We start from the raw sequence: 20,993 nt of genomic DNA, 5'->3' as shown, positions 1-20,993 counted from the left end.
GCTCATGGATCTCATCGACGTGTCCGCCTACGTCCCGGCCGCGACCGCGGCCTGGCAGCCGGGCGACGCCTTCCTGGCCGGCGGGACGTGGCTGTTCTCCGAGCCGCAGCCCGGCGTCACCCGGTTGCTCGACCTCGCGTCGTTCGACTGGCCGGCGCTCACCGTGCTGCCGGACGGCGGCGTGGAGATCGCGGCGACCTGCACGATCGCCGAGCTCGCCGCGTGGCCGGCCGCGCACCTCGGCGGGCCGCCGCCGCTGATGGGGCAGTGCTGCGACGCGCTGCTGGCCTCGTTCAAGATCCTGCACACCGCGACGGTCGGGGGCAACCTGTGCCTCGCCCTCCCCGCCGGTGCGATGACCTCGCTGACCGCGGCGCTCGACGGAACATGCGTGGTGTGGGCGCCGGACGGGTCGACGCGCACGCTGCCCGTCGTCGACCTGGTCACCGGGTCGCGGCAGACGGCGCTGCGCCCGGGCGAGCTGCTGCGCTCGGTGCAGCTGCCGGGCGCGGCGTTGGCGGCGCGCACCGCCTTCCGGCAGATCTCGCTCGCCGCCCACGGCCGATCCGCAGCCCTGGTGATCGGCCGGCTCGACGCCGCCGGCGAGGTCGTGCTCACCGTCACCGCGTCGACCACCCGGCCGGTGCAGGTCCGCTTCCCGCAGCTGCCGGAAACCGGCGCCGCCGTCCGCTCGCTCGACGCGGCGATCGGCGACCGCGGCGGCTGGCACGACGACGTGCACGGCGACCCGCGCTGGCGGGCGGCGATGACCGCGCGGCTGGTCGGCGAGGTCGTCGCCGAACTGGCCGGCGCCGGCGGCGCCCGGTGATCGAGATCGACGGCGAGCTGGCGGACACTCCGCCGCGGCCCGGGCAGTGCCTGCGCACCTACCTGCGCGAGCAGGGCAGCTACGGCGTCAAGAAGGGCTGCGACGCCGGCGACTGCGGCGCCTGCACCGTGCACGTCGACGGCGCGCCGGTGCACAGCTGCGTGTATCCGGCGCTGCGCGCGGACGGCCGCCGGATCACCACCGTCCGCGGTTTGGGCCCCCATCCCGTGCCGGCCGCGTTCGTCGCCGCGCAGGGCTTCCAGTGCGGATTCTGCACCGCTGGCATGGTGATGACGGTCGCCGCCCTTGACGACGAGCAGCGCCGCCGACCGGAGCGCGCGCTCAAGGGCAACCTGTGCCGGTGCACCGGCTACGGCTCGATCCGCGACGCGCTCGCCGGCCGTCCACGGGCCGAGACGGATGCGCGCGCGCCCGCCGGCTCGGCAATCGTCACCGGCCGCGCCGCCTTCACGTTGGACGAGCCGGCGCCGGGCGTGCTGCACATGAAGCTGGTGCGATCGCCACACCCGCATGCCCGGGTGCTGGCGATCGACGGCCGTCGCGCGCTCGAGCTGCCCGGTGTCGTCGCCGTCTTCACGCCGGGCGACTCGCCGCCGACGCTGTACTCGACCGCGCGGCACCACAGCCCGGACGACGACGCCTACGACACGCTGCTGCTCGATCCCGTCGTGCGCTTCGTCGGCCAGCGAGTCGCCGCGGTGGTCGCCGAGACGCCGCAGCTCGCCGAGCAGGCGGCCCGCCTCGTCGACGTGCGGTACGAGCCGCTGCCGGCGGTGTTCGACCCGCTCGAGGCGGTGCGCGCGGGCGCGCCGGCGCTGCACGGGGACAAGCCGTTCGAGGCCGGCATCGCCGACCCGGCCCGCAACATCGCCGCCGAGGTGCACGGCCACGTCGGCGACGTGGACGCCGCGTTGGCCGCGGCCGACGAGGTCGTCGAGCTGTCCTTCGACGTGCAGCGGCTGCAGCACGTCAGCCTGGAGACGCACGCCAGCGTCGGCTGGCTGGACAACGGCCGGCTGGTGTTGCGCACGTCGAGCCAGACGCCGTTCCTCACCCGCGACGCCCTGGCCCGGATCTTCGATCTGGACCCGGCCGCGGTGCGCGTGGTCGTGGGCCGGGTCGGCGGCGGCTTCGGCGGCAAGCAGGAGATGTTCACCGAGGACGTCGTCGCGCTCGCCGTGCTGGCGCTGCGCCGGCCGGTGCAGCTGGAATTCACCCGCGAGGAGCAGTTCGCCGCGACATCCACCCGGCATCCGATGCAGATGACGGTGACGCTGGGCGCGCGGCGCGACGGCACGCTGACCGCGATGGCGCTGCGCACGATCGCGAACACCGGCGCGTACGGCAACCACGCGCGCGGCGTGCTGTTCCACCACTGCGGCGAGGCGATCTCGCTCTACCGGTGCGCGAACAAGCGGGTGGACGCGTGGTCGGCGTACACCAACACGGTTCCGGCCGGGGCGTTCCGCGGCTACGGGCTAAGCCAGTCGGCGTTCGCCATCGACAGCGCGCTGGACGAGCTCGCTCGCCGGCTCGACCTCGACCCGGTCGACTTCCGCCGGCGCAACGTTGTGCGGCCCGGCGACCCGCTCATCTGCATCGAGGCCGAGGCGGACAACGTCCAGATCGCCAGCTACGGGCTGCCCGAGTGCCTCGACCTCGTCGAGGACGCGCTCGCCAGCGGCCGGGGCGCGCCGCCGCCGGCGGGCGACGGGTGGCTGCTCGGCCAGGGCGCCGGCGTGACGATGCTGGACACCGTCCCGCCCGGCGGGCACGACGCGCACGCGACGATCGCCGCGCTGCCGGCCGGCGGCTACGAGCTGCGCGTCGGCACCTCGGAGTTCGGCAACGGCACCACCACCGTGCACCAGCAGCTCGCCGCCGCGGCGCTCGGCTGCGACACCGCGGACATCACCGTGCGGCAATCCGACACCGACCTGGTGCGACGCGACACCGGCGCCTTCGGCTCGACCGGCACGGTGGTGGCCGGCACCGCGACCCTGCGCGCCGCGCAGTCGCTCGCCGCGCTGCTGGCCGAGCCCGGCGCGGCGGACCGCCGCGCCGCCGGGCAGGTGCTCGTCGGCGAAGGGGAATGCGACGGCCTGCGCCGCTCGGTGTCGTTCACCGTGCACGGCTTCCGGGTCGCCGTCCGGCCGGCCACCGGCGAGGTCGCGATCCTGCAGAGCGTGCAGGCCGTCGACGCCGGCACGGTGCTGAACGAGGCGCAGTGCCGCGGGCAGGTCGAGGGCGGCGTCGCGCAGGCGCTCGGCGCCGCGCTGCACGAGCACGTCGACATCGACTCGGCCGGCCGGGTGACGACCCGGGCGCTGCGCGAATATCACATCCCGGCCATCGCGGACGTCCCGCCGACCGAGGTGCTGTTCGCGCACAGCAGCGACCCGTTCGGCCCGCTCGGCGCCAAGCCGATGAGCGAGGCGCCGTTCAACCCGGTCGCCCCGGCGCTGGCGAACGCGATCCGCGACGCGACGGGCGTGCGGGTCACGTCACTGCCGATGTCCCGCGACCGGCTCTGGCTCGCGCTCGAGCAGGCGGACACGCGGCAGGCGGGCGCGCGGCAGGCGGACACGCGGCCGCAACCTGGCGGCGGCACACTCTGACGCCAGCGCCGGCCGCTCGGCCGGCGCCGGCGAGGGGAAGGAACGCGCGATGGTCCAGCTCGGGCCCAACCGGTACGGCAAGGCCGAGACGCACGTCGTGCACGTCGCGCGCGGCGGCGCGCCGGACGGCGGCGATCTCGTCACCGACCGGACGGTGTCGACCAGTCTGTCCGGCGAGCTCGCCGCCACCCACCTCACCGGCGACAACTCCGCCGTGCTCGCCACCGACACGCAGAAGAACACCGCGTTCGTCTTCGCCAAGACGCTCGGCGCCGTGCCGGCCGAGGCGTACGCACTGGCGCTCGCCGAGCACTTCGTCTCGACCCAGCAGCCGATCACCCGGGCGCGCGTGCACGTCGCCGAGGCGTCCTGGACGCGCTCCGGCGCGCACTCGTTCTGCCGCAGCGGCGCCGCGACGCGGACGACGACGGTCGTGCTGGACGCCGACCTCGGCGCCAGCGTCGTGTCAGGCGTCGAGGACCTCGTCGTGCTGAACACGACCAATTCCGAGTTCTGGGGTTTCCCGCGCGATGAGTACACGACGCTCGCCGAGACGAAGGACCGGATCCTCGCCACCGAGGTCAGCGCGCGCTGGCGCTACCGCGGCGTGGACGTCGAGTGGACCGACGCCTACGGCGCCGCCCGCGCCGCGTTGGCCGACGCCTTCGCCGACACCTACAGCTACTCCCTCCAGCAGACGCTGTTCGCGATCGGCACGCGGATCGTCGAGAGCGTCCCCGACATCTGCGAGGTGCGGCTCGCACTGCCGAACAAGCACCACTTCCTTGTCGACCTCGCGCCGTTCGGGCTGAGCAACGACAACGAGGTCTACTGGGCGGCCGACCGTCCGTACGGGCTGATCGAGGGCACGGTGCTCGCCGACGACGCGCCGCCCGAAGGCCTCGCCTGGGTCTGAGCGCGGCGAGGTTGATGCCGTTTCGAAACTTGGCACACGCGGGCGAAGCGCGCCATTAACGCGACCGAAACCCGGTCTGCCTAGCGTCCTCGCGACATGCCGGCAGCGCGTCAGCGCGGCCGCGCCCAACCACCTCCTGGGGGATCTGTGACCGACCGACGCGACCGACGCCTCGACGCCCTGCTCGACGGCCGCGACTTCGACCGGCGCGCGGTGCTGCGCGGCCTTGGCGCCGGCGCCGCCCTGCTGGCCGGCGGATCGGCGTTGGCCGCCTGCTCCTCCAGCGCGCCGAGCAGCTCGAGCGGTCCGAGCAGCTCGGGCGGCTCGACGACGTCGGGCTCGACCGACACCGGCGGGTCGTCCTCGAGCGCGCCCAAGGACTTCGGCGCGATCTCCGTCCAGCTCTCCTGGATCAAGAACATCGAGTTCTCCGGCGAGTTCTACGCCGACTCGAAGGGCTACTACAAGCAGGCAGGCTTCTCCTCCGTCAAGCTGGTCACCGGCCCGGTCGCCAGCGCCGACGCGCTCGTCGCGGCCAACAACGTGACCGTCGGGTTGTCCGCCCCGGACGCCACCGCCCGCGTGATCACCGGCCAGGGCGCCCCGCTCAAGATCATCGGCAGCACCTACCAGAAGAACCCGTTCTGCATCCTGTCGCTCGAAGAGGGCAAGCCGATCCGCACGCCCGCGGACCTGAAGGGCAAGACGGTCGGCATCCAGGCCGGCACCAACCAGACGATCTTCGGCGGCTTCCTGAAGGCCAACGGCATCGACCCGAAGAGCGTCCACGAGGTCGCCACCGGCTACACGCCGGCTGACCTGACCGCGAAGAAGATCGACGGCTACATGGCCTACCTGACCAACGAGCCGATCCTGGTGGCGTCCGAGGGCTTCAAGCCGGTCACCCTGGCGTTCGCCGACAACGGCCTGCCGCTGACGGCCGAGACGTTCACCGTCACCGACGACACCATCCAGAACAAGCCGGACATGCTCAAGGCCTTTCTCAAGGCAGAGATCCTGGGCTGGAAGGACGCCGTCGCCAGCCCCGCCGGCTCTGCGGCCCTCGCGGTCAACACCTACGGCAAGGGCAAGGGCCTGAAGGTGGCCGAGCAGACGAAGGAGGCGACCGAGCAGGCGAAGCTCATCGTCACCCCCGACACCCAGGCCAACGGCCTGTTCACCCTCACCGACGCGTTGCAGGCCGACATCATCAAGGCGCTCGGCGTCATCGGCATCAGCATCACCGCCGACAAGCTCTTCGACCTGTCCCTGCTGGACGCGGTGTACAAGGAGAATCCGAGCCTGAAGAGCTGATCCGCGCAGCACAGGAGGGCCGGCCACGATGACAGAGCAGAGCACGGCGACGGCGCTGTGCACCACGTCGCCGCAGACCGAGCCGGCCCTCGCGACCGGCGTCAACATTCAGAGCCTGACGAAGACGTTCGCCCTCGGCCGCAAGACCGTCACCGCCGTGGAGAGCGCGAGCCTCGGCACCCGGCAGAACTCGTTCCTGTCGCTGCTCGGGCCTTCCGGGTGCGGCAAGTCGACGATCCTGCGCATCCTGGCCGGCCTGGACAAGCCGACGTCCGGCACCGCGTTGATCAACAGCCAGTCGACGGCGGAGATTCAGCGACACCACGAGCTCGGCATCGCCTTTCAGGACGCCGCGCTGCTGCCGTGGCGGACTGTCACCAAGAACATCCGGCTGCCGCTCGAGGTCGCCGGCATCACGCCGGAGAAAGGGCTGATCGAGGATCTGATCTCGCTCGTCGGCCTCACCGGCTTCGAGAACGCCAAGCCGGCGCAGCTGTCCGGCGGCATGCGCCAGCGCGTCGCGATCGCCCGCTGCCTGGTCGTCAAGCCGACCGTGATGCTGCTCGACGAGCCGTTCGGCGCGCTCGACGACATGACCCGGCAGCGGCTGAACGTCGAGTTGCTGCGGATCTGGACGGAGAAGCCGGCGACGACGCTGATGGTCACGCACGGCATCGCCGAGGCGGTGTTCCTGTCCGACGTCGTCGCGGTGATGAGTCCGCGGCCCGGCCGGATCGCCGAGGTCGTGGCGATCGACCTGCCGCGGCCGCGGGTGCCCGAGCTGATGCGCACGCCGGAGTTCCACGCCTACCACGATCAGCTGTCGGAGATCCTCTTCGGCCGCGGCGGGGTCGCCGCGGGCGCCGTGGAGGGCTAGCCGTGGCGATCACGACCACCCCGCCGGAGCCGACCGCCGGCGACACCGCGCGCGAGGCGCGGGTCGTCGCCGTGCCGCGCGAACGCCGGACGGTGGCGGACCTGCCCGCGTGGGCCGGCGGCCTGATCGGCGCCGTGCTGATCGTGCTGGTGTGGTGGCTTGCCGCGGAGACCCTCTACACCGACTCGCACGCCATCCCGACGCCGTGGGCGGTGGCGAAGCACGTCAGCAGCGGCGACGACTGGAGCGCGCTGCGCTCGAACTTCACGCCGACGATCGAGGCCGCGCTATGGGGCTACCTGTGGGGCGACCTGCTCGCCCTCGGGGCCGCGGTGATCGTGCTGCTGCTGCCGCCGCTGGAGGAGGCGATCAACCAGTTGGCGATCGTCACCTACTGCCTGCCGCCCGTCGCCATCGCGCCGATCGTCGTGGTCATCGCCGGGCAGGACAACTCGCAGGCCGCGCCCATCGTGGTCGCGTCGCTCGCGCCGTTCTTCACCACCGTGGTCGGCAGCCTGGTCGGCCTGCGCGCGGCGCCGCAGACGAGCCTCGACCTGGTCACCGCCTACGGCGGCTCGAAGTTGACGCAGCTGCGGAAGGTGCGGGTCATCTCCGCGTTGCCGAACGTCTTCGCCGCGTTGAAGATCGCGGCGCCGGCGGCGTTCCTCGGCGCGGTGCTCGCCGAGTTCCTCGGCGGCGGCGGCGACAACTCCGTGGGCCAGGCGTTGATCGCCGCGCAGAGCAACAACGACGCGGCGCTGCTGTGGTTCCTCGCCCTCGCCAGCGGCGTGGTCGCCGGCTTCGGGTACCTGCTGATCGGGCTCGTCGCCCGGCTCGTCACGCCGTGGACCACCACGCGTCCAGGCGGCCGGCCGTGACCGCGACCATCGCGCCGCCGACCGGCGCGCGACCGGGCGACCCGAATGGGGTCGCCGACGGCGACGGGGCCCGCGGTGGCGCCTCGTTCGCCCGGGTGGTCGCCCGGCGGGTCGGCTCCACCTTGCTGACGATCGCAGTGTCGCTGGTCGTGCTGACCGCGATCTGGCTCGGGGTGCTGAAGTACTTCGACGTCTCGAAGTTCGTCGGCAAGGGCCCGTCGGACGTCTGGGACTACCTGTTCAGCGACACACCGAAGATCGGCGTCCGGCCGAGCACGATGTCGGCCGCGCTCGCCCGGTCCCAGGCGCTCGACGGGCTGTGGAAGACGCTCGGCGACGCCGGCATCGGTTTCGTGGTCGGGCTCGGCTTCGCGACGATCGTCGCGGCGTTGTTCGTGCTCTTCCGGCCGTTCGAGTTCGCGTTCATGCCGATCGCGATGCTGCTGCGCTCGGTCCCGCTGGTCGCCATGGCGCCGGTCATCCTGCTCATCGTCGGCCACGGCACCGGGGCGATCGCGGCCATCGGCGCGGTGGTCGTGTTGTTCCCGGCGCTCGTCAACATCGTGCTCGGGCTTCGTTCGGCCTCGCCCCAGGCGCTCGACCTGATCCGGGTCAACGGCGGTTCGGAGCGGGTTGCGCTGCTGAAGGTGCGGCTGCCGTCCGCGCTGCCCAACTTCTTCGCCGCGGTGCGCATCTCGGTGCCGGGGGCGGTCGTCGGCGCGATGCTGGCCGAGTGGCTGTCCGGCTTCGACGGGCTCGGCGGCCTGCTCAACAACTACAAGGGCGTCGCCAACTACACCGGCGTGTGGGCGATCGTCGTGATCAGCGTGCTGGCCTCAATCCTGCTGTACTCGATCGCGGTGATCCTCGAGACCGTCGTGCTCGCCAAGTGGGGCCCGGACGCCGGCAAGCGCTGAGCGCTGCCCGCTGACGAGCCGGACGAGCCGGTCGCGTTCGCGAACCGCGCTCGCCGCGTCGTCGGCGAGCACCGTCACCAGCGACGTCGTCGCGTCGATCTGCTGGGCGACGGCGAGCGGGCCCGCGACCACGGTGCGCGCCGCGACCAGCGGGCCGGTGAGCAGCGCGCTCGCGAGCACGCGTCTCGGCGCGAACATGGTCGGCAAGCGCAGCAGCTGACGCAGCACCGGCCGGCCCGCGCGGACGACGTCCCAGCGCACCGTGGCGCGACCGGGGGCGGCGTCCATCGAGCGGCCGAGCACGATCAGCTCGCGCCACTCGATGCTGGCGTCCGCGGCCAGGTCGAGCTCGACCCGGACAGCCACCCGGCTGCCTTCCGACACGACCAGCGGGCCGGGGTCGGCGACGAGCTCGGCGCCGGCGTCCAGCCTGGCTCGTTGGGTCACCGTCGCGGGCGCGCCGCCGCGGCCCTGGGCGATGCTGGCGCCTGCGGCGGTCAACGCCGCCCGGGCGTACGGCTCGAGGCGCAGGTCGAGCAAGTGCTCGTCGCCGGCGAGCGGGCCGGCCGCCGTGCCCACCAGGCACAGCCCGCAGACGCCGGGCGGCGCCGTCACCCGGCGCACCGTGAGGGGCGGCTCGCAGCGCAGGTCGCCGAGCACGCCGCCCGCGCGCACGACGGCGCTGGTGCTCGCCCGCATGTCCCGCGCTGCCTCAGCTGGCGGCGCGGGTCGGCGCCAGCTCGGCGCAGACGCCGCGCACCCAGTCGGCGACCGCCGCTGCGCCCGGGTCGCCGGCCAAGCTGGTGAACAGCGTCGGGCGCGCGCCGCGCACGGCGGCCGCGTCGCGGCGCATCACCTCGAGATCCGCGCCGACGAGCGGGGCGAGGTCGGTCTTGTTGATCACCAGCAGGTCGCTGCGGGTGACCCCCGGGCCGCCCTTGCGCGGCACCTTGTCCCCACCCGCGACGTCGATGACGAAGATCTGCCGGTGCACCAGGCCGTAGGAGAAGGTGGCGGTGAGGTTGTCGCCGCCGCTCTCGACCAGCACGAGGTCGAGGTCCGGGTGGTCGGCCTCGAGCGCCTCGACGGCGTCGAGGTTGGGCGTGATGTCGTCGCGGATCGCGGTGTGCGGGCAGGCGCCGGTCTGCACGGCGCGGATGCGCTCGTCCGGCAGCACGCCGGCCCGGCGCAGGAAGTCGGCGTCCTCGGTTGTGTAGATGTCGTTGGTCACGACGCCGAGCGTGTGCTCGGCGGACAGCGCGCGGCACAGCGCCGCGACCAGCGCGGTCTTGCCGCTGCCGACCGGACCGCCGATGCCGATCCGCGGCGCCCGAGCGCCGGGCGGCCCGGCGGGCGAGCCGGCCGGCAGGTGCGCGTGCGGGTCGCCGTGATCGTTGTGATCGTTGTGCCGCGGCGGCCGCAGCCAGTCAGGACGCAAAGAGACGCACCTCCGTCGTCAGATGGAAGTCGGCGAGCAGGTCGAGCGCAGGCGCCGCAGCGGCCGACAGGTCGTCCCGTTCGTGCTCGTCGTGCTCGTCGATCTCGTCGATCTCGTCGATCTCGTCGGCGAGGCGGGCGAGCAGCGTTTGGACGGCGAACGGGTCGAGCCCGAGCAGTCGCACCGCCCCGCCCGCCGGCCCGGTGACGCTCTGCAACGCAGCCGCCCGCGCGGCCAGATCGGGCGAGCCGCCAGCAGCTGCGACGGCCGCGCCGAGCACGAGCGGATGGTGTGGCGCCGGGCGCAGGTCGTGCCAGGGCGGGTCGAAGGCGGGCAGCATCGAGCGCAGCAGCCGCCGCAGGCCCGAGCCGAGCTGCCGGGACGCGGCGCGGGCTGCCGCCGACGGCGTCCGCGCGTCCAGCTCAGCGTCCAGTTCCAGCCACCCCAGTCTTGGCCCCGCAGCGGCCGCGGCGTCGGCCTGTCGCCCCGCCCCGTGGCCAAGATGCAGGCGGCACGCGGCGGCGGCGAAGTCGGCGGCCACCCGGCCGACGGTCGCCAACCGCCCACGGCAGAACGCCTCGACGTCGACGAGATCACCCACCAGGCCGGCCATCACCGCCGCTTCCATGCCGCCGGAATGGTTGTGCGCCCCGGCCGGCGCGCGCGAGTCGAGCAACAACAGCAGCAGCGCTCCCGCCCGCCCCCGCAAGTTGTCCTCGCTTGGACGGTCTATGGCCCGGGCTGGCGAGGACAAGTCGGCGAGCGGGCGCGGGCTGGGCGACGGAATAGGCGACGGAATGGGCGACGGCGTGAGGGGTGGCATCAGAACAGGAAGTACCGCTGGGCCATCGGCAGCTCGGACACCGGCGCCGGCTCGATCAGCTCGCCATCGACCCGCACCGCGAAGGTCTCGGCATCCACCTCGATGCTCGGCAGCGCGTCGTTCTCCGGCAGGTCGGCCTTCGACAACGAGGACACGTCCGCCGTCGCGACGAGCGGCCGCTCGGATTCCCACCGCTCGCCCAGCCCGGCTTCGAGCGCGGCCGGCGACACGAACGAGCGGCCGAGCGTCGCGGGCAGCGAGCCGAACGCGCCGAACATCGGCCGCAGCAACTGCGGCTGCGGGGTGGGGATGGAGGCGTTCGCGTCGCCCATCGTCGCCCACGCGATGACGCCGGACTTCAGCACCACGTGCGGGCGCACGCCGAAGAAGGCGGGGGACCACAGCACGAGATCGGCCAGCTTGCCGACCTCGACCGAGCCGATCTCGCCGGCCAGCCCGTGCGTCACCGCGGGCGCGATCGTGTACTTCGCGACGTACCGCCGCGCGCGCAGGTTGTCCGCCCCGCCGTCCGCGCCGCCGCCGTCGCCGGGCAACGCGCCGCGGCGCTGCTTCATCACGTGCGCCGTCTGCCAGGTGCGGATGATCGTCTCGCCGATCCGGCCCATGGCTTGGGAGTCCGAGCCGATCATCGAGATCGCGCCGAGGTCGTGCAGCACGTCCTCGGCCGCCATCGTCGACGGCCGGATCCGGGACTCCGCGAACGCGAGATCCTCGGGAATCGAGGGTCGCAAGTGGTGGCAGACCATCAGCATGTCGAGGTGCTCGTCGAGGGTGTTGCGCGTGTACGGCCGGGTCGGGTTGGTCGACGACGGCAGCACGTTCGGCTGCCCGGCCACCCTGATGATGTCCGGCGCGTGCCCGCCCCCGGCGCCCTCGGTGTGATACGTGTGGATCGGCCGGCCGCCGATCGCGGCGAGCGTCGACTCGAGGTAGCCCGCCTCGTTCAACGTGTCGGTGTGGATCGCCACCTGCACCCCGGCCGCCTGGGCCACGGTGAGGCACGCGTCGATGGCGGCCGGCGTCGTCCCCCAGTCCTCGTGCAGCTTGAAGCCGGCCGCGCCTGCGCGCAGCTGCTCCCACAGCCCATCGCTGGACACGGTGTTCCCCTTGCCGAGCAGCACCACGTTCACCGGCCACGCGGTGGTGGCGCGCAGCATCGCGTCCAGCCAGAACGCGCCGGGCGTCACCGTGGTCGCCTTCGTGCCCTCCGCCGGACCGGTGCCGCCGCCGATCAGCGTGGTGATCCCGGCCGCCAGCGCCACCGGGATCTGCTGCGGCGCGATCAGGTGGACGTGGCTGTCGACGCCCCCCGCGGTGAGGATCAGCCCGTTGCCGGCGAGCACCTCGGTCGACGGGCCGATGACGAGATTGGGCGTCACCCCGTCCATGGTGTCCGGGTTGCCGGCCTTGCCGAGCGCGACGATCCGTCCGTCCCGGACGCCGACGTCGGCCTTGACCACGCCCCAGTGGTCCAGCACCACGACGCCGGTGATGACGAGGTCGGGCGTGCCCTGTGCGCGGGTGGCGACCGCCTGGCCCATCGACTCCCGAATCACCTTGCCGCCGCCGAAGACCGCCTCGTCGCCGGCGAGCGGCCCCGGGCCGCCGCACAGGTCGCGCTCGACCTCGATCAGCAGGTCGGTGTCGGCCAGCCGGACGCGGTCGCCGGTCGTCGGGCCGTACAGCTCGGCGTACCGCGCGCGGGCCAGCTCAGCCATCGCCGCGCAGCCCCGGGACGACGGCGGCGCCGGCGAGCGGCACCAGCACGACGTGCAGCGAGATGCCCGGCTCGAAGCGCACCGACGTGCCGGCCGGGACGTCGAGGCGCCGGCCCGCCGCCGCGGCCCGGTCGAAGGCGAGCGCCGGGTTCACCTGCGCGAAGCAGTAGTGCGAGCCGACCTGGATCGGCCGGTCGCCGGTGTTGTCGACGAGCACCTCGATCCGGTCCCGGCCGGGATTGAGTTCGACCACGCCGTCGGCCGGCAGCACCTCGCCCGGGATGCCGATGCCTTGCTGACTCGCGCCGGCGCGAGTCACGAGATCGGCCCGTGCACCGTGACCAGCTTCGTGCCGTCCGGGAACGTCGCCTCCACCTGCACCGACTCGATCATCTCCGGCACGCCGGGCAGGACGTCCGCCCGGCTGAGCACCGACCGGCCGGCGCTCATCAGCTCGGCCACCGTGCGGCCGTCCCGCGCGCCTTCGAGCACGAACGAGGTGATCAGCGCGACCGCCTCGGGATGGTTCAGCCGCAGTCCGCGATCGCGCCGGCGCTGCGCCACGTCGGCGGCCAGCGTGATGAGCAGGCGCTCCTGCTCATGCTCGGTCAAGCGCACGAGGGCACCGTATGCCAATGCCGTTTCCAGGCGGTGAACCCGCCCGCCGTAGGGTCGCGGCGTGACATCGCCGCGTTGGATCCGCCTCGACGGGGCGGAGAACGTCCGCGACCTCGGCGGCCTGCCCACCGTCGACGGACGGCGCGTGCAACCCGGGCGGCTGATCCGGTCCGACAGCTTGCAGCAGCTCAGCCCGGCCGACGTCCGGCTGCTCGTCGACGAGCTGCACGTGCGGGCGGTCGCCGACCTGCGCACCGGCGTCGAAGTCGCGGCCGAAGGGCCGGGGCCGATGACCGCCGAGCCGGCGGTCGTGGTGAAGCACCTCTCGCTGTTCCCCGAGGCGGGCGACACGACGGACGCCGTGCGCGCCGACGACGAATCCGCGCCGGTGGTGCTGCCCTGGCAGTCGCGCTCCGACGACGCGAGCGAGGACGAGCGCCGGCGCGGCGTCGCCGGCGTGTACCTGCGTTACCTCGACGACCGGGCGGATTCGGTGCTCGCCACGCTGCGGCTGATCGCCGGCACGGACGGCGCGACGATCGTCCATTGCGCAGCCGGCAAGGACCGCACCGGCGTCGTCGTCGCGTTTGCGCTGGCCGAGGTCGGCGTCACCCGGGAGGCGATCGTCGCCGATTACGCGGCCAGCGGCGAGCGGATCGAGGCCATCCTGCGCCGGCTGGTCGCGCGCCGCACCTACGCCAACGACCTCACCGACCCCGATTCGGGGACGGACTACGACAAGCACCGTCCGAAGGCGCAGTCGATGCAGCGGTGGTTCGACGCGATGGACGAGATGCACGGCGGCGCCCCAGCGTGGCTGCGGGCCCACGGTTGGACGGACCGTGACGCCGCTGCGCTGCGCTCTCGCCTGCTGGACTGAGCGCCCGGGCGCTCAGTCGGGCTCACACCTCCGGAAGCAGGGCGCCCACCGTGGGAACGCCGCGCAGCATCCGGTGCTTGTACGACGCCATGGCCTTGAGCAGCTGGTCCTCGGCGATGGGCGCGACCGGCAGCTCGTCGGAGCTGCGCAGCCCGGCGAGCAGCAACGGCAGGTACCGCCGCCAGAGCTCCGGCGAGACATCGGCGGCGACGTCTGCCGCGGTGCACAGCATCAGCAACACCATGCCGAGGTCGGTCAGCTCGGTGTCGGGCCGCACGACGCCCGCGGCCTTGGCACGGTCGAGCACCTTGCCGAGCGGGGCGCTCACCCGGCTGTGCGCCTCGTCCATTTGGTCCGGAAGGTGCATGCCCATCAGCGCCTCGCGCAGGCCGCGGTCGGCCGTCTGCGCCTCTGCCGCCGCTTCCAAGAAGCCGACGAGGGCTTGCCAGGGGTCCTCGGTCGCCGCCGCCTGCTCGGCGATGAGCGCGAACTCACCGATTGCCTCGCGGAGAATCGCGGACGCGAGCTCCTGCTTGTTGCCGAAGTGTCGGTATGCCGTGCCGACGCCGACCCCTGCGCGATGTGCGATGTCGTCGAGGCTGGCGTCGAGGCCGCGCTCGGCGAAGACCTCGCGGGCGGCCGCCATCAGCAACGCGCGGTTGCGCGCGGCGTCCTTGCGCAGCGGACGGCCCGCGACGACTTCCGAGTCGTCGCGGGTCGTCCGTTCGTGAGCCGTCATCGGATCAGACGGCCACGCCGGCGGTGTTCGGGTCTACCTGCGGGATGCCCGAGCGCAGAATGCTCGCGCTCAGCACCGCGCCCACCAGGAACACCCCGGCGGCCCACCAGAACGGGACCGTGTAGCTGTGGATCGCGGCGTGCTCCTGCAGCGCGGCCAGCGCCGTCTTGCTCGGCGACGCGCCCAGCGGCGCGAGATGCGCGGTGACGTAGGCGGCGCCGGCGGACGCCGCGATGGTGTTCAGCAGCGCCGTGCCGACCGAACCGCCGACCTGCTGCGCGGTGTTGACGACGGCCGACGCGACGCCGGCGTCGTTCTCGTCCACGCCCAGCGTCGCGAGGCTGAACGCGGGCGAGAACACGAGACCGAGCCCGACGCCGAGCAGCAGCGTCGCCGGCAGCACCGCCGACGCGTAGGTCGTGTCCAGCCCGATCCGGGTGAGCAGCCACATCGCGGCAGCGGAGATCACCATGCCGCTCGGGATCAACAACCGGGGGCTGACCCGGGTGACCAGCAGGGTGCTGCCGATTGAGGCGACGACGATCAGCGTGCCGGTGAGCGGCAGGAACGCGACACCGGTCATGATCGCGCTGAAGCCCTGCGAACGCTGCAGGTAGTAGGTCAGGAACAGGAACACCGCGAAAATGCCCACGGACGCGATGAACATCGACACGTACGCGCCGCCCCGGTTGCGGTCGGTGACGATCCGCATCGGCAACAGGGGGTGGTGGATGCGCTGCTCGATCACCACGAAGGCGATCAGCAGGACGCCGGACGCGACCAGGAAGCCGATTGTCAGCGAGTTCGCCCAGCCGTGCGTCTCGGCGTTCGAGAAGCCGTAGACGAGGGCGAACAGGCCCGCCGATCCGACGATGGTGCCGGGCAGGTCGAGTCCGGGCCGTTCGCCGCCAGCGGGGCGGTCCTTGAGCAGGATGGAGGCGCCGATGAAGGTGATGGCCGCGAAGATCAGGTTGACGAACAGCGTCCAGCGCCAGGTCGCGTACTCGGTCAGGATGCCGCCGAGCAGCAGGCCGATGGACGCCCCCGCGCCGGCGATGGCGCCGAAGACGCCGAAAGCCTTGGCGCGCTCGCCGGGCTCGGTGAACGTTGTGGTGAGCAGCGACAGGATGGCCGGCGCGAGCAACGCGCCGAACAGGCCCTGCACCGCGCGCGCCGCGATCAGCATGCCGACGTCGACCGACGCGCCGCCGACCGCGGACGCCACTGCGAAGCCGACCAGGCCGATGAGCAACACGCGCTTGCGGCCGATGATGTCGGCGATCCGGCCGCCGATCAACAGCAGCGACCCGAAGGCCAGGGCGTACGCGGTGACGATCCACTGGCGGGCGTCGTTGGAGAAGCGCAGGTCGGTCTGCACGGTGGGCAGGGCGATGTTCACGATCGTGGAGTCCAGCACGACCATCAGCTGAGCTACGCCGAGCATGGCGAGAATCCACCAGCGCTTGGCGTGCTGTTCGGCCGCCGCGTCCGCGCCCGCGGACTTCGAGAGAGTGGTCGTCATCGGGGAGCTCCTGAGCGTCAGTTACCGGAGACATCTCCTCCGGTTCGGTTCACACGCTACCGCACGATCCGGAGGCGATGACTCCAGTTGCGATGACTTGCCCCACAACATCGGCGAACCACCGGCCGTCAGGCGATGTGGTCGCCGGCAGCCGATGGGTCGATGAGGATCTTGGCGTGCCGCTCCGGGTCGGCGAGCGCGGCGAAGGCGCTGTCAACGCCGGCGAGGCCCACCGTGCCGGTGATCAGCGGCTGTGGGGCGAGCTTGCCTTCGGCAAGCAGGTGCAGGCTGTCGCGGAAGTCGCGCGGAGTGTAGCCGAGCACGAAGCGCAGCTCGATCTCCTTGTTGACGCCCATCGCCGGCCGGATTCGGTCGGGCTGCATGCAGACGCCCACGACCACCACTCGGGAGAAGAACGGCGCGGTCCGGATCACTTGGTCGATCATTCCCGGGATGCCGACGCACTCGAAGACGACGGGGTGCTTCGGGGTCGCGGCGCCCACCGCCTCGGCTGCCTGCCAGACGCGCCACCAGGGCACGAGCGGCAGCCGGCGCAGCTTCTCCACCGCGCCGAGCGCAAGCTCGAAGACCGTCGGCGCGTCGACGAGATGGCGGTGCGTGGCCGCGTCGTCGAACGGGCCGTGCTCGGTGGGATCGACGACGACGTCGGCGCCCATCGCCTGGGCGAGCCGCCGGCGGCCGGCGGAGAAGTCGCTCGCGACCACGGTCCGCACGCCGCTCGCCTTGAGCATCGCGATCACGGCGAGGCCCACAGGCCCGCAGCCGATGACCACCGCCACCTGGCGGCGCGAGATGCCGCTCTTGCGCACTGCGTGCAGGCCGACCGCCATCGGCTCAGTCAGGGTGGCGACGTCGGTCGCCAGGCCGTTCGGAATCGCCAGCGTGAGCGCGTCCTGCACGAGGACGTTTTCGGCATAGCCGCCCGGCGCGTGCGGGGACAGGCCAGTCGGGTGGATCGCGCCGGCTGCGCGCAGCAGCGGGAAGGACACCACCCGCGTGCCTGGTTTCAGCCGGGCGCCCGCGCCGGCCGCCGCGACCTCGCCGCTGAACTCGTGGCCGAGCACGACTGCGTCGCCGGACCGGAACATCCCGTCGTAACCCACCTCGGCCGTGACGTCGGCGAGTTCGTCGCAGTGCCGGCGGGCGTGCAGATCCGAGCCGCAGATGCCGCAGCGCAGCACGGTGAGCAGGAGTTGGCCGCGGGCTGGGTCCGGCGTCGGCACGTCTTCGACCGCGAGCTCGGCGTTGCGACAGGTGACGGCGCGCATCGGGACACCCTATTTGGCGAGCGACGCGGCGACTTGTGCTGTCGCCGGGGCCGGACACCGGCGCCGGCACAAGATCGTCGCTGGCCTCGACAGTTAGGGTTGCGCGCAAGGGAGGGCTCGCATAGTGGCCGAGTGCGGCGGTCTTGAAAACCGCTGTCAGGTGATCCCTGACCGTGGGTTCGAATCCCACGCCCTCCGCAACTAGTGCTTGCACCAACACACGTCGACTCTCGTGCGAGCGCGGAGGCGTGCGAAAGCCATCCGGTTGAGGTCGCACCACGCCCTCCGCAACCTTGGGCCGAGGGTCGGGACGTGCTGTGCTTCCTCGCGTAACCAGTGGTACCAAAATCTAGGGCCAGCGGTACCATCAACGGGTGAGCACGAATCTGCGCCTCAGCGAAGAATTGGCCGGCGCGCTGCGTGCCGCGGCTGCGCGGAGCGGCCGATCGCAGCAGGAGGTCGTCCGGAGCGCATTAGCAAAGGAATTGGGTCTGCACCCGGAGCTGAGTCCGCTGGAACGCGCCGTGCGGGCCGGGCTCGTCGAGGCGCCCGAGCCTTTCGTCGATCATGAACCCACACTGAGGCTGCCGAAGGGGATGTCGTCGCTCGATCTGCTCGAACGGGACGAGCGATGACCAACCTCTACGTCGACACGAGCGCGCTTCTCAAACGCGTCTTCATCGAGACCGAGTCTGCGCAGGTTCGCGCGATCCTTCGCTCGCGCAATGCAGCTGGAGACCTACTGGCGTCCTCGGCGCTGGCGTGGGTCGAGGTGTCGCGTGCGCTCCTCAGGGCCGGGGTGACGGACGCCGGGACCGCGCTCAACACCGCGTGCTCCGGAATCGCGAGGCAACCGCTCGATTCGGCGACGCTCACCCGCGCGCGAACAATCGGGGCGGCGTACCTGAGATCCCTCGACGCGATTCATCTAGCCGCGGCGATCACCCTGGGCGCGGTCGAGATCCTGACCTTCGATCAGCGGCTGGCTGAAGCGGCCGAGACCGTGGGTGTGCAAGCCATCCCATGAGGTCCGCTCGGAGACCTGCGGCTACTGGCCAGCGTGGCGCTTTCCTTGACGCTACGTCAATGTGGATAGTGGTCTCGTGAGCTCTGGGGCGTCCGGTGGGCTATCGGTGACGAAGGTCGCCGAGGTCGCCGGCCTGACCCCGCGGGCGGTGCGGTACTACCACTCGATCGGCCTGCTGCCCGAGCCGCCGCGCGACGGCTCCGGGTACCGCCGGTACGGCGGCAAGGAGGTCATCGAGTTGGTGCGTGTCGCCCGGCTGCGCGCCTTGGGGATGCCACTGCCGCAGATCGCGCAGCGGGTCAGCGCCACCTCCTCGGACGACGTCTCGCTGGCCGACGCGCTGGGCGCCCTCGCCGACGAGCTCGACGCCGAGATCAAGGAATTGGTGGCCACCCGGGACCGGCTGCAGGAGTTGGCCCGCTCGGAGACCTTCGATCAGCCGGTCAAGACGCTCACCCAGGCGCTGCAGGACCAAGGGGTGTTGGGTCCGGCCGACCACCTGCGGGCCAGCGAAAAGTGGGCCGCCGCGTTGCTTGACGCAGTCCACCCGGAGGGCATGCCCGGGGTGCTCGCCGAGGCCAGCAGGCTGTTCGGCGATTCGACGGTCGTCGAGGCGGTCGGACCGCTGCGCCGACGTTTGGGCAAGCTCGGCGCACGCAGTTCGGATGCGGAAATCGCGGCGCTGGCCGCCGATGTCGCCACCGTGCTGACGTCGCGCGGTGTCGACGGCCAGGTCGATATCGGCATGGTCAACCAGTTGCTGACCGACCGGCTGAACCCGGTGCAGCAGCGGTTCATGCGCGAATTGCGGGCCAACCTGCAGGGCGCGAGATGACACTGCCTGAGGAGACGCTCCCCGAGGCGCCCGCGCCCGGGTTGCAGCGCGCCGGCGCGCGGCTGCCGATCGACGACTACACCCGGCGGCTGTGGGAACGGCGGTGGTTCGTCGCCGCGTACTCCTCCGCGTCGAACGCCGTCGGCTACGAGGGCAACTTCCTCGGCCAGGCCTGGCAGCTGCTCACGCCGCTGCTCAACATCGCGGTCTACTACATGGTCTTCGGACTGCTGCTGCACTCCAATCGGGGCGTCCCCAACTACATCGCGTTCTTGTCGGTCGGCGTCTTCGCGTTTGCCTTCTGCACGAGCGCGCTGGTCGCCGGGGCGCGGGCAATCACCGGCAACCTCGGGCTGGTCCGCGCGCTGCAGTTCCCGCGCGCGGTGTTGCCGATGTCGACCACTCTCGTGGCCTCGATGCAGCTGTTCTACTCGCTGTTCATCCTCGTCCCGATCTTGTTGCTCAGCGGCGAGCCGCTGGCGTGGCGCTGGTTGGAACTCGTGCCCGCGCTCGCCCTGCAGGCGCTGTTCTGCCTCGGCCTGGCGTTTTTCGTCGCCCGCCTCGGCGCGCGGGTCCCGGACATGACGGAGATACTGCCGTTCGTCTCCCGGCTGTGGATGTACGCCTCCGGCGTGATGTACAGCGTTCAGGTGTTCACCCGGGGCCACGCCGCCTGGGTCTCCAGCGTCATGACGCTCAATCCGGGCTACGTGTACCTGGAGCTCGACCGGCACGCGCTGCTGGTCGGCAGCGCGGCCACGCCGGCCAACTGGCTCGTCGCCATGGCGTGGGCCTTCGGGACGCTCGTGCTGGGCTACCTCTACTTCTGGCGCGGCGAGGAGGAGTACGGCAATGTCTGAGACCCTGAGCGACCAGCCGGCCACGGCCCAGCCGACCCCGCCCGAGCCGACCCCGCCCGAGCCGACCCAGCAGACCGTGGTCGTCGACGACGTCCACCTCACCTACCGCATCATCGGCGGTGCCCGGCGTGGCGGGGCGCCGGCGGCGTTTCGGCGAATCCTGCTGCGTGAAGAGGCGCCTGGCCAGCGGTCCGTGCACGCCGTCCGCGGTGTCAGCTTCGCCGCCCACCGAGGCGAGGCGATCGGACTGATCGGACCCAACGGATCCGGCAAGTCCACGCTGCTGCGCGCTATCGCCGGGCTGATGGCGCCGTCGCAGGGCGTCGTGTGGACCCGCGGCCAGGCGTCATTGCTCGGCGTGTCCGCCGCGATGATGGGCGCGATGTCCGGCGAGCAGAACATCGTGCTCGGCTGCCTGGCCATCGGGATGACCCCCGCCGAGATCGCCGAGGAGTACGACTCGATCTGCGAGTTCGCCGGAATCGGCGAGTTCGTGCACCTGCCCATGAAGACCTACTCCTCCGGCATGGGCGCCCGGCTGCGCTTCGCCATCGCCGCCGCCCGCGCTCCCGACATCCTGCTGATCGACGAGGCGCTCGCCACCGGCGACGCCCAGTTCCGTCGCCGCAGCGAGAAGCGCATCCTCGAGTTGCGCGAGCAGGCCGGCACCGTGTTCCTCGTCAGCCACGGGCTCGGCATCATCCGAGAAACCTGCACCCGGGCCATTTGGCTCGAAGCCGGAAAGATCATCCTCGACGCCGACGCCGACACGGTTGTCGCCGCCTACGAAGAACGACACGACCGAGGCGCTCGCACCACGAAGCCCGGCGCCGCAAAAGGTCGGAGCTGACCC

General features: G+C 72.1%; 22 protein-coding genes and 1 tRNA gene. 14 read left to right on the top strand and 9 right to left on the bottom strand.

Features of this window, described 5'->3' with window-relative positions:
• Window positions 1-4: 4 nt before the first annotated feature.
• From ACFFBG_RS08830 to ACFFBG_RS08800, 7 genes are all read left to right on the top strand, one after another.
• Window positions 5-829, top strand: coding sequence for an FAD binding domain-containing protein (locus ACFFBG_RS08830; protein ID WP_375477738.1), 825 nt, complete (start codon window positions 5-7; stop codon window positions 827-829).
• A complete protein-coding gene (locus ACFFBG_RS08825; RefSeq protein WP_375477736.1) occupies window positions 826-3,468 on the top strand; it encodes a molybdopterin-dependent oxidoreductase in 2,643 nt (880 codons plus the stop codon). The genes ACFFBG_RS08830 and ACFFBG_RS08825 overlap by 4 nt, the downstream gene beginning before the upstream one ends.
• Before the next feature lie 49 nt (window positions 3,469-3,517).
• On the top strand, window positions 3,518-4,384 hold the full coding sequence (gene pucL, locus ACFFBG_RS08820) for a factor-independent urate hydroxylase (RefSeq protein WP_375477734.1): 867 nt from the start codon (window positions 3,518-3,520) through the stop codon (window positions 4,382-4,384).
• A gap of 147 nt (window positions 4,385-4,531) precedes the next feature.
• Window positions 4,532-5,698: an ABC transporter substrate-binding protein gene (locus tag ACFFBG_RS08815; protein WP_375477732.1), complete on the top strand. Its 1,167-nt coding sequence runs from the start codon at window positions 4,532-4,534 to the stop codon at window positions 5,696-5,698.
• A gap of 28 nt (window positions 5,699-5,726) precedes the next feature.
• A complete protein-coding gene (locus ACFFBG_RS08810) occupies window positions 5,727-6,575 on the top strand; it encodes an ABC transporter ATP-binding protein (RefSeq protein WP_375477730.1) in 849 nt (282 codons plus the stop codon).
• Window positions 6,576-6,577: 2 nt separating this feature from the next.
• A complete protein-coding gene (locus ACFFBG_RS08805) occupies window positions 6,578-7,453 on the top strand; it encodes an ABC transporter permease (RefSeq protein ID WP_375477728.1) in 876 nt (291 codons plus the stop codon).
• A complete protein-coding gene (locus tag ACFFBG_RS08800) occupies window positions 7,450-8,370 on the top strand; it encodes an ABC transporter permease (protein ID WP_375477726.1) in 921 nt (306 codons plus the stop codon). Before ACFFBG_RS08805 ends, ACFFBG_RS08800 begins: the two co-directional genes overlap by 4 nt.
• Here ACFFBG_RS08800 and ACFFBG_RS08795 read toward each other — a convergent pair.
• The 6 genes from ACFFBG_RS08795 to ACFFBG_RS08770 form a co-directional block, all read right to left on the bottom strand.
• Window positions 8,290-9,069 (bottom strand): urease accessory protein UreD, encoded by a 780-nt coding sequence (locus ACFFBG_RS08795; protein ID WP_375477724.1) that lies wholly within the window; start codon window positions 9,067-9,069, stop codon window positions 8,290-8,292. The two genes, ACFFBG_RS08800 and ACFFBG_RS08795, sit on opposite strands and share 81 nt — an antisense overlap.
• 13 nt (window positions 9,070-9,082) lie before the next feature.
• Window positions 9,083-9,793 (bottom strand): urease accessory protein UreG, encoded by a 711-nt coding sequence (ureG, locus tag ACFFBG_RS08790; RefSeq protein WP_375478161.1) that lies wholly within the window; start codon window positions 9,791-9,793, stop codon window positions 9,083-9,085.
• Between the two features lie 4 nt (window positions 9,794-9,797).
• Window positions 9,798-10,517, bottom strand: coding sequence for an urease accessory protein UreF (locus tag ACFFBG_RS08785; RefSeq protein WP_375477722.1), 720 nt, complete (start codon window positions 10,515-10,517; stop codon window positions 9,798-9,800).
• 113 nt (window positions 10,518-10,630) lie between these two features.
• Window positions 10,631-12,370, bottom strand: a complete 1,740-nt coding sequence (locus ACFFBG_RS08780) for an urease subunit alpha (RefSeq protein WP_375477721.1) — start codon at window positions 12,368-12,370, stop codon at window positions 10,631-10,633.
• Window positions 12,363-12,689, bottom strand: coding sequence for an urease subunit beta (locus ACFFBG_RS08775; protein ID WP_375477719.1), 327 nt, complete (start codon window positions 12,687-12,689; stop codon window positions 12,363-12,365). The genes ACFFBG_RS08780 and ACFFBG_RS08775 overlap by 8 nt, the downstream gene beginning before the upstream one ends.
• Window positions 12,686-12,988 carry an urease subunit gamma gene (locus ACFFBG_RS08770; RefSeq protein ID WP_375477717.1) on the bottom strand — a complete coding sequence of 101 codons (303 nt, stop codon included), beginning with the start codon at window positions 12,986-12,988 and terminating at the stop codon, window positions 12,686-12,688. The genes ACFFBG_RS08775 and ACFFBG_RS08770 overlap by 4 nt, the downstream gene beginning before the upstream one ends.
• 61 nt (window positions 12,989-13,049) lie before the next feature.
• On the opposite strand from ACFFBG_RS08770, the gene ACFFBG_RS08765 reads away from it, so the two are divergent.
• A complete protein-coding gene (locus ACFFBG_RS08765) occupies window positions 13,050-13,868 on the top strand; it encodes a tyrosine-protein phosphatase (RefSeq protein ID WP_375477715.1) in 819 nt (272 codons plus the stop codon).
• Window positions 13,869-13,890: 22 nt separating this feature from the next.
• On the opposite strand, the gene ACFFBG_RS08760 is transcribed toward ACFFBG_RS08765, so the two are convergent.
• The 3 genes from ACFFBG_RS08760 to ACFFBG_RS08750 form a co-directional block, all read right to left on the bottom strand.
• Window positions 13,891-14,607: a TetR/AcrR family transcriptional regulator gene (locus ACFFBG_RS08760; protein WP_375477713.1), complete on the bottom strand. Its 717-nt coding sequence runs from the start codon at window positions 14,605-14,607 to the stop codon at window positions 13,891-13,893.
• A 4-nt stretch (window positions 14,608-14,611) separates the two neighbouring features.
• On the bottom strand, window positions 14,612-16,129 hold the full coding sequence (locus tag ACFFBG_RS08755; RefSeq protein ID WP_375477711.1) for an MFS transporter: 1,518 nt from the start codon (window positions 16,127-16,129) through the stop codon (window positions 14,612-14,614).
• A 128-nt stretch (window positions 16,130-16,257) separates the two neighbouring features.
• Entirely contained in the window at window positions 16,258-17,418 is a 1,161-nt protein-coding gene (locus ACFFBG_RS08750; protein WP_375477709.1) for a zinc-binding dehydrogenase, read from the bottom strand.
• A 110-nt stretch (window positions 17,419-17,528) separates the two neighbouring features.
• On the opposite strand from ACFFBG_RS08750, the gene ACFFBG_RS08745 reads away from it, so the two are divergent.
• The 6 genes from ACFFBG_RS08745 (at window position 17,529) to ACFFBG_RS08720 (ending at window position 20,990) form a co-directional block, all read left to right on the top strand.
• Window positions 17,529-17,616, top strand: a tRNA-Ser gene (locus ACFFBG_RS08745).
• A 176-nt stretch (window positions 17,617-17,792) separates the two neighbouring features.
• Window positions 17,793-18,053: a ribbon-helix-helix protein, CopG family gene (locus ACFFBG_RS08740; protein WP_375477707.1), complete on the top strand. Its 261-nt coding sequence runs from the start codon at window positions 17,793-17,795 to the stop codon at window positions 18,051-18,053.
• Complete coding sequence (locus ACFFBG_RS08735) at window positions 18,050-18,445, top strand: type II toxin-antitoxin system VapC family toxin (protein ID WP_375477705.1); 396 nt, start codon at window positions 18,050-18,052, stop codon at window positions 18,443-18,445. The genes ACFFBG_RS08740 and ACFFBG_RS08735 overlap by 4 nt, the downstream gene beginning before the upstream one ends.
• A 76-nt stretch (window positions 18,446-18,521) precedes the next feature.
• Window positions 18,522-19,280: a MerR family DNA-binding transcriptional regulator gene (locus ACFFBG_RS08730; RefSeq protein ID WP_375477703.1), complete on the top strand. Its 759-nt coding sequence runs from the start codon at window positions 18,522-18,524 to the stop codon at window positions 19,278-19,280.
• A complete protein-coding gene (locus tag ACFFBG_RS08725) occupies window positions 19,277-20,140 on the top strand; it encodes an ABC transporter permease (RefSeq protein ID WP_375477701.1) in 864 nt (287 codons plus the stop codon). The genes ACFFBG_RS08730 and ACFFBG_RS08725 overlap by 4 nt, the downstream gene beginning before the upstream one ends.
• Window positions 20,133-20,990: an ABC transporter ATP-binding protein gene (locus ACFFBG_RS08720; RefSeq protein ID WP_375477699.1), complete on the top strand. Its 858-nt coding sequence runs from the start codon at window positions 20,133-20,135 to the stop codon at window positions 20,988-20,990. The genes ACFFBG_RS08725 and ACFFBG_RS08720 overlap by 8 nt, the downstream gene beginning before the upstream one ends.
• Window positions 20,991-20,993 lie beyond the last annotated feature (3 nt).

Origin of the sequence: uncultured Jatrophihabitans sp., from assembly GCF_964251945.1 — a bacterium.
In the GTDB taxonomy this organism is placed as follows: domain Bacteria; phylum Actinomycetota; class Actinomycetes; order Mycobacteriales; family Jatrophihabitantaceae; genus Jatrophihabitans.
This window is presented reverse-complemented; position numbering and strand designations above follow the sequence as displayed.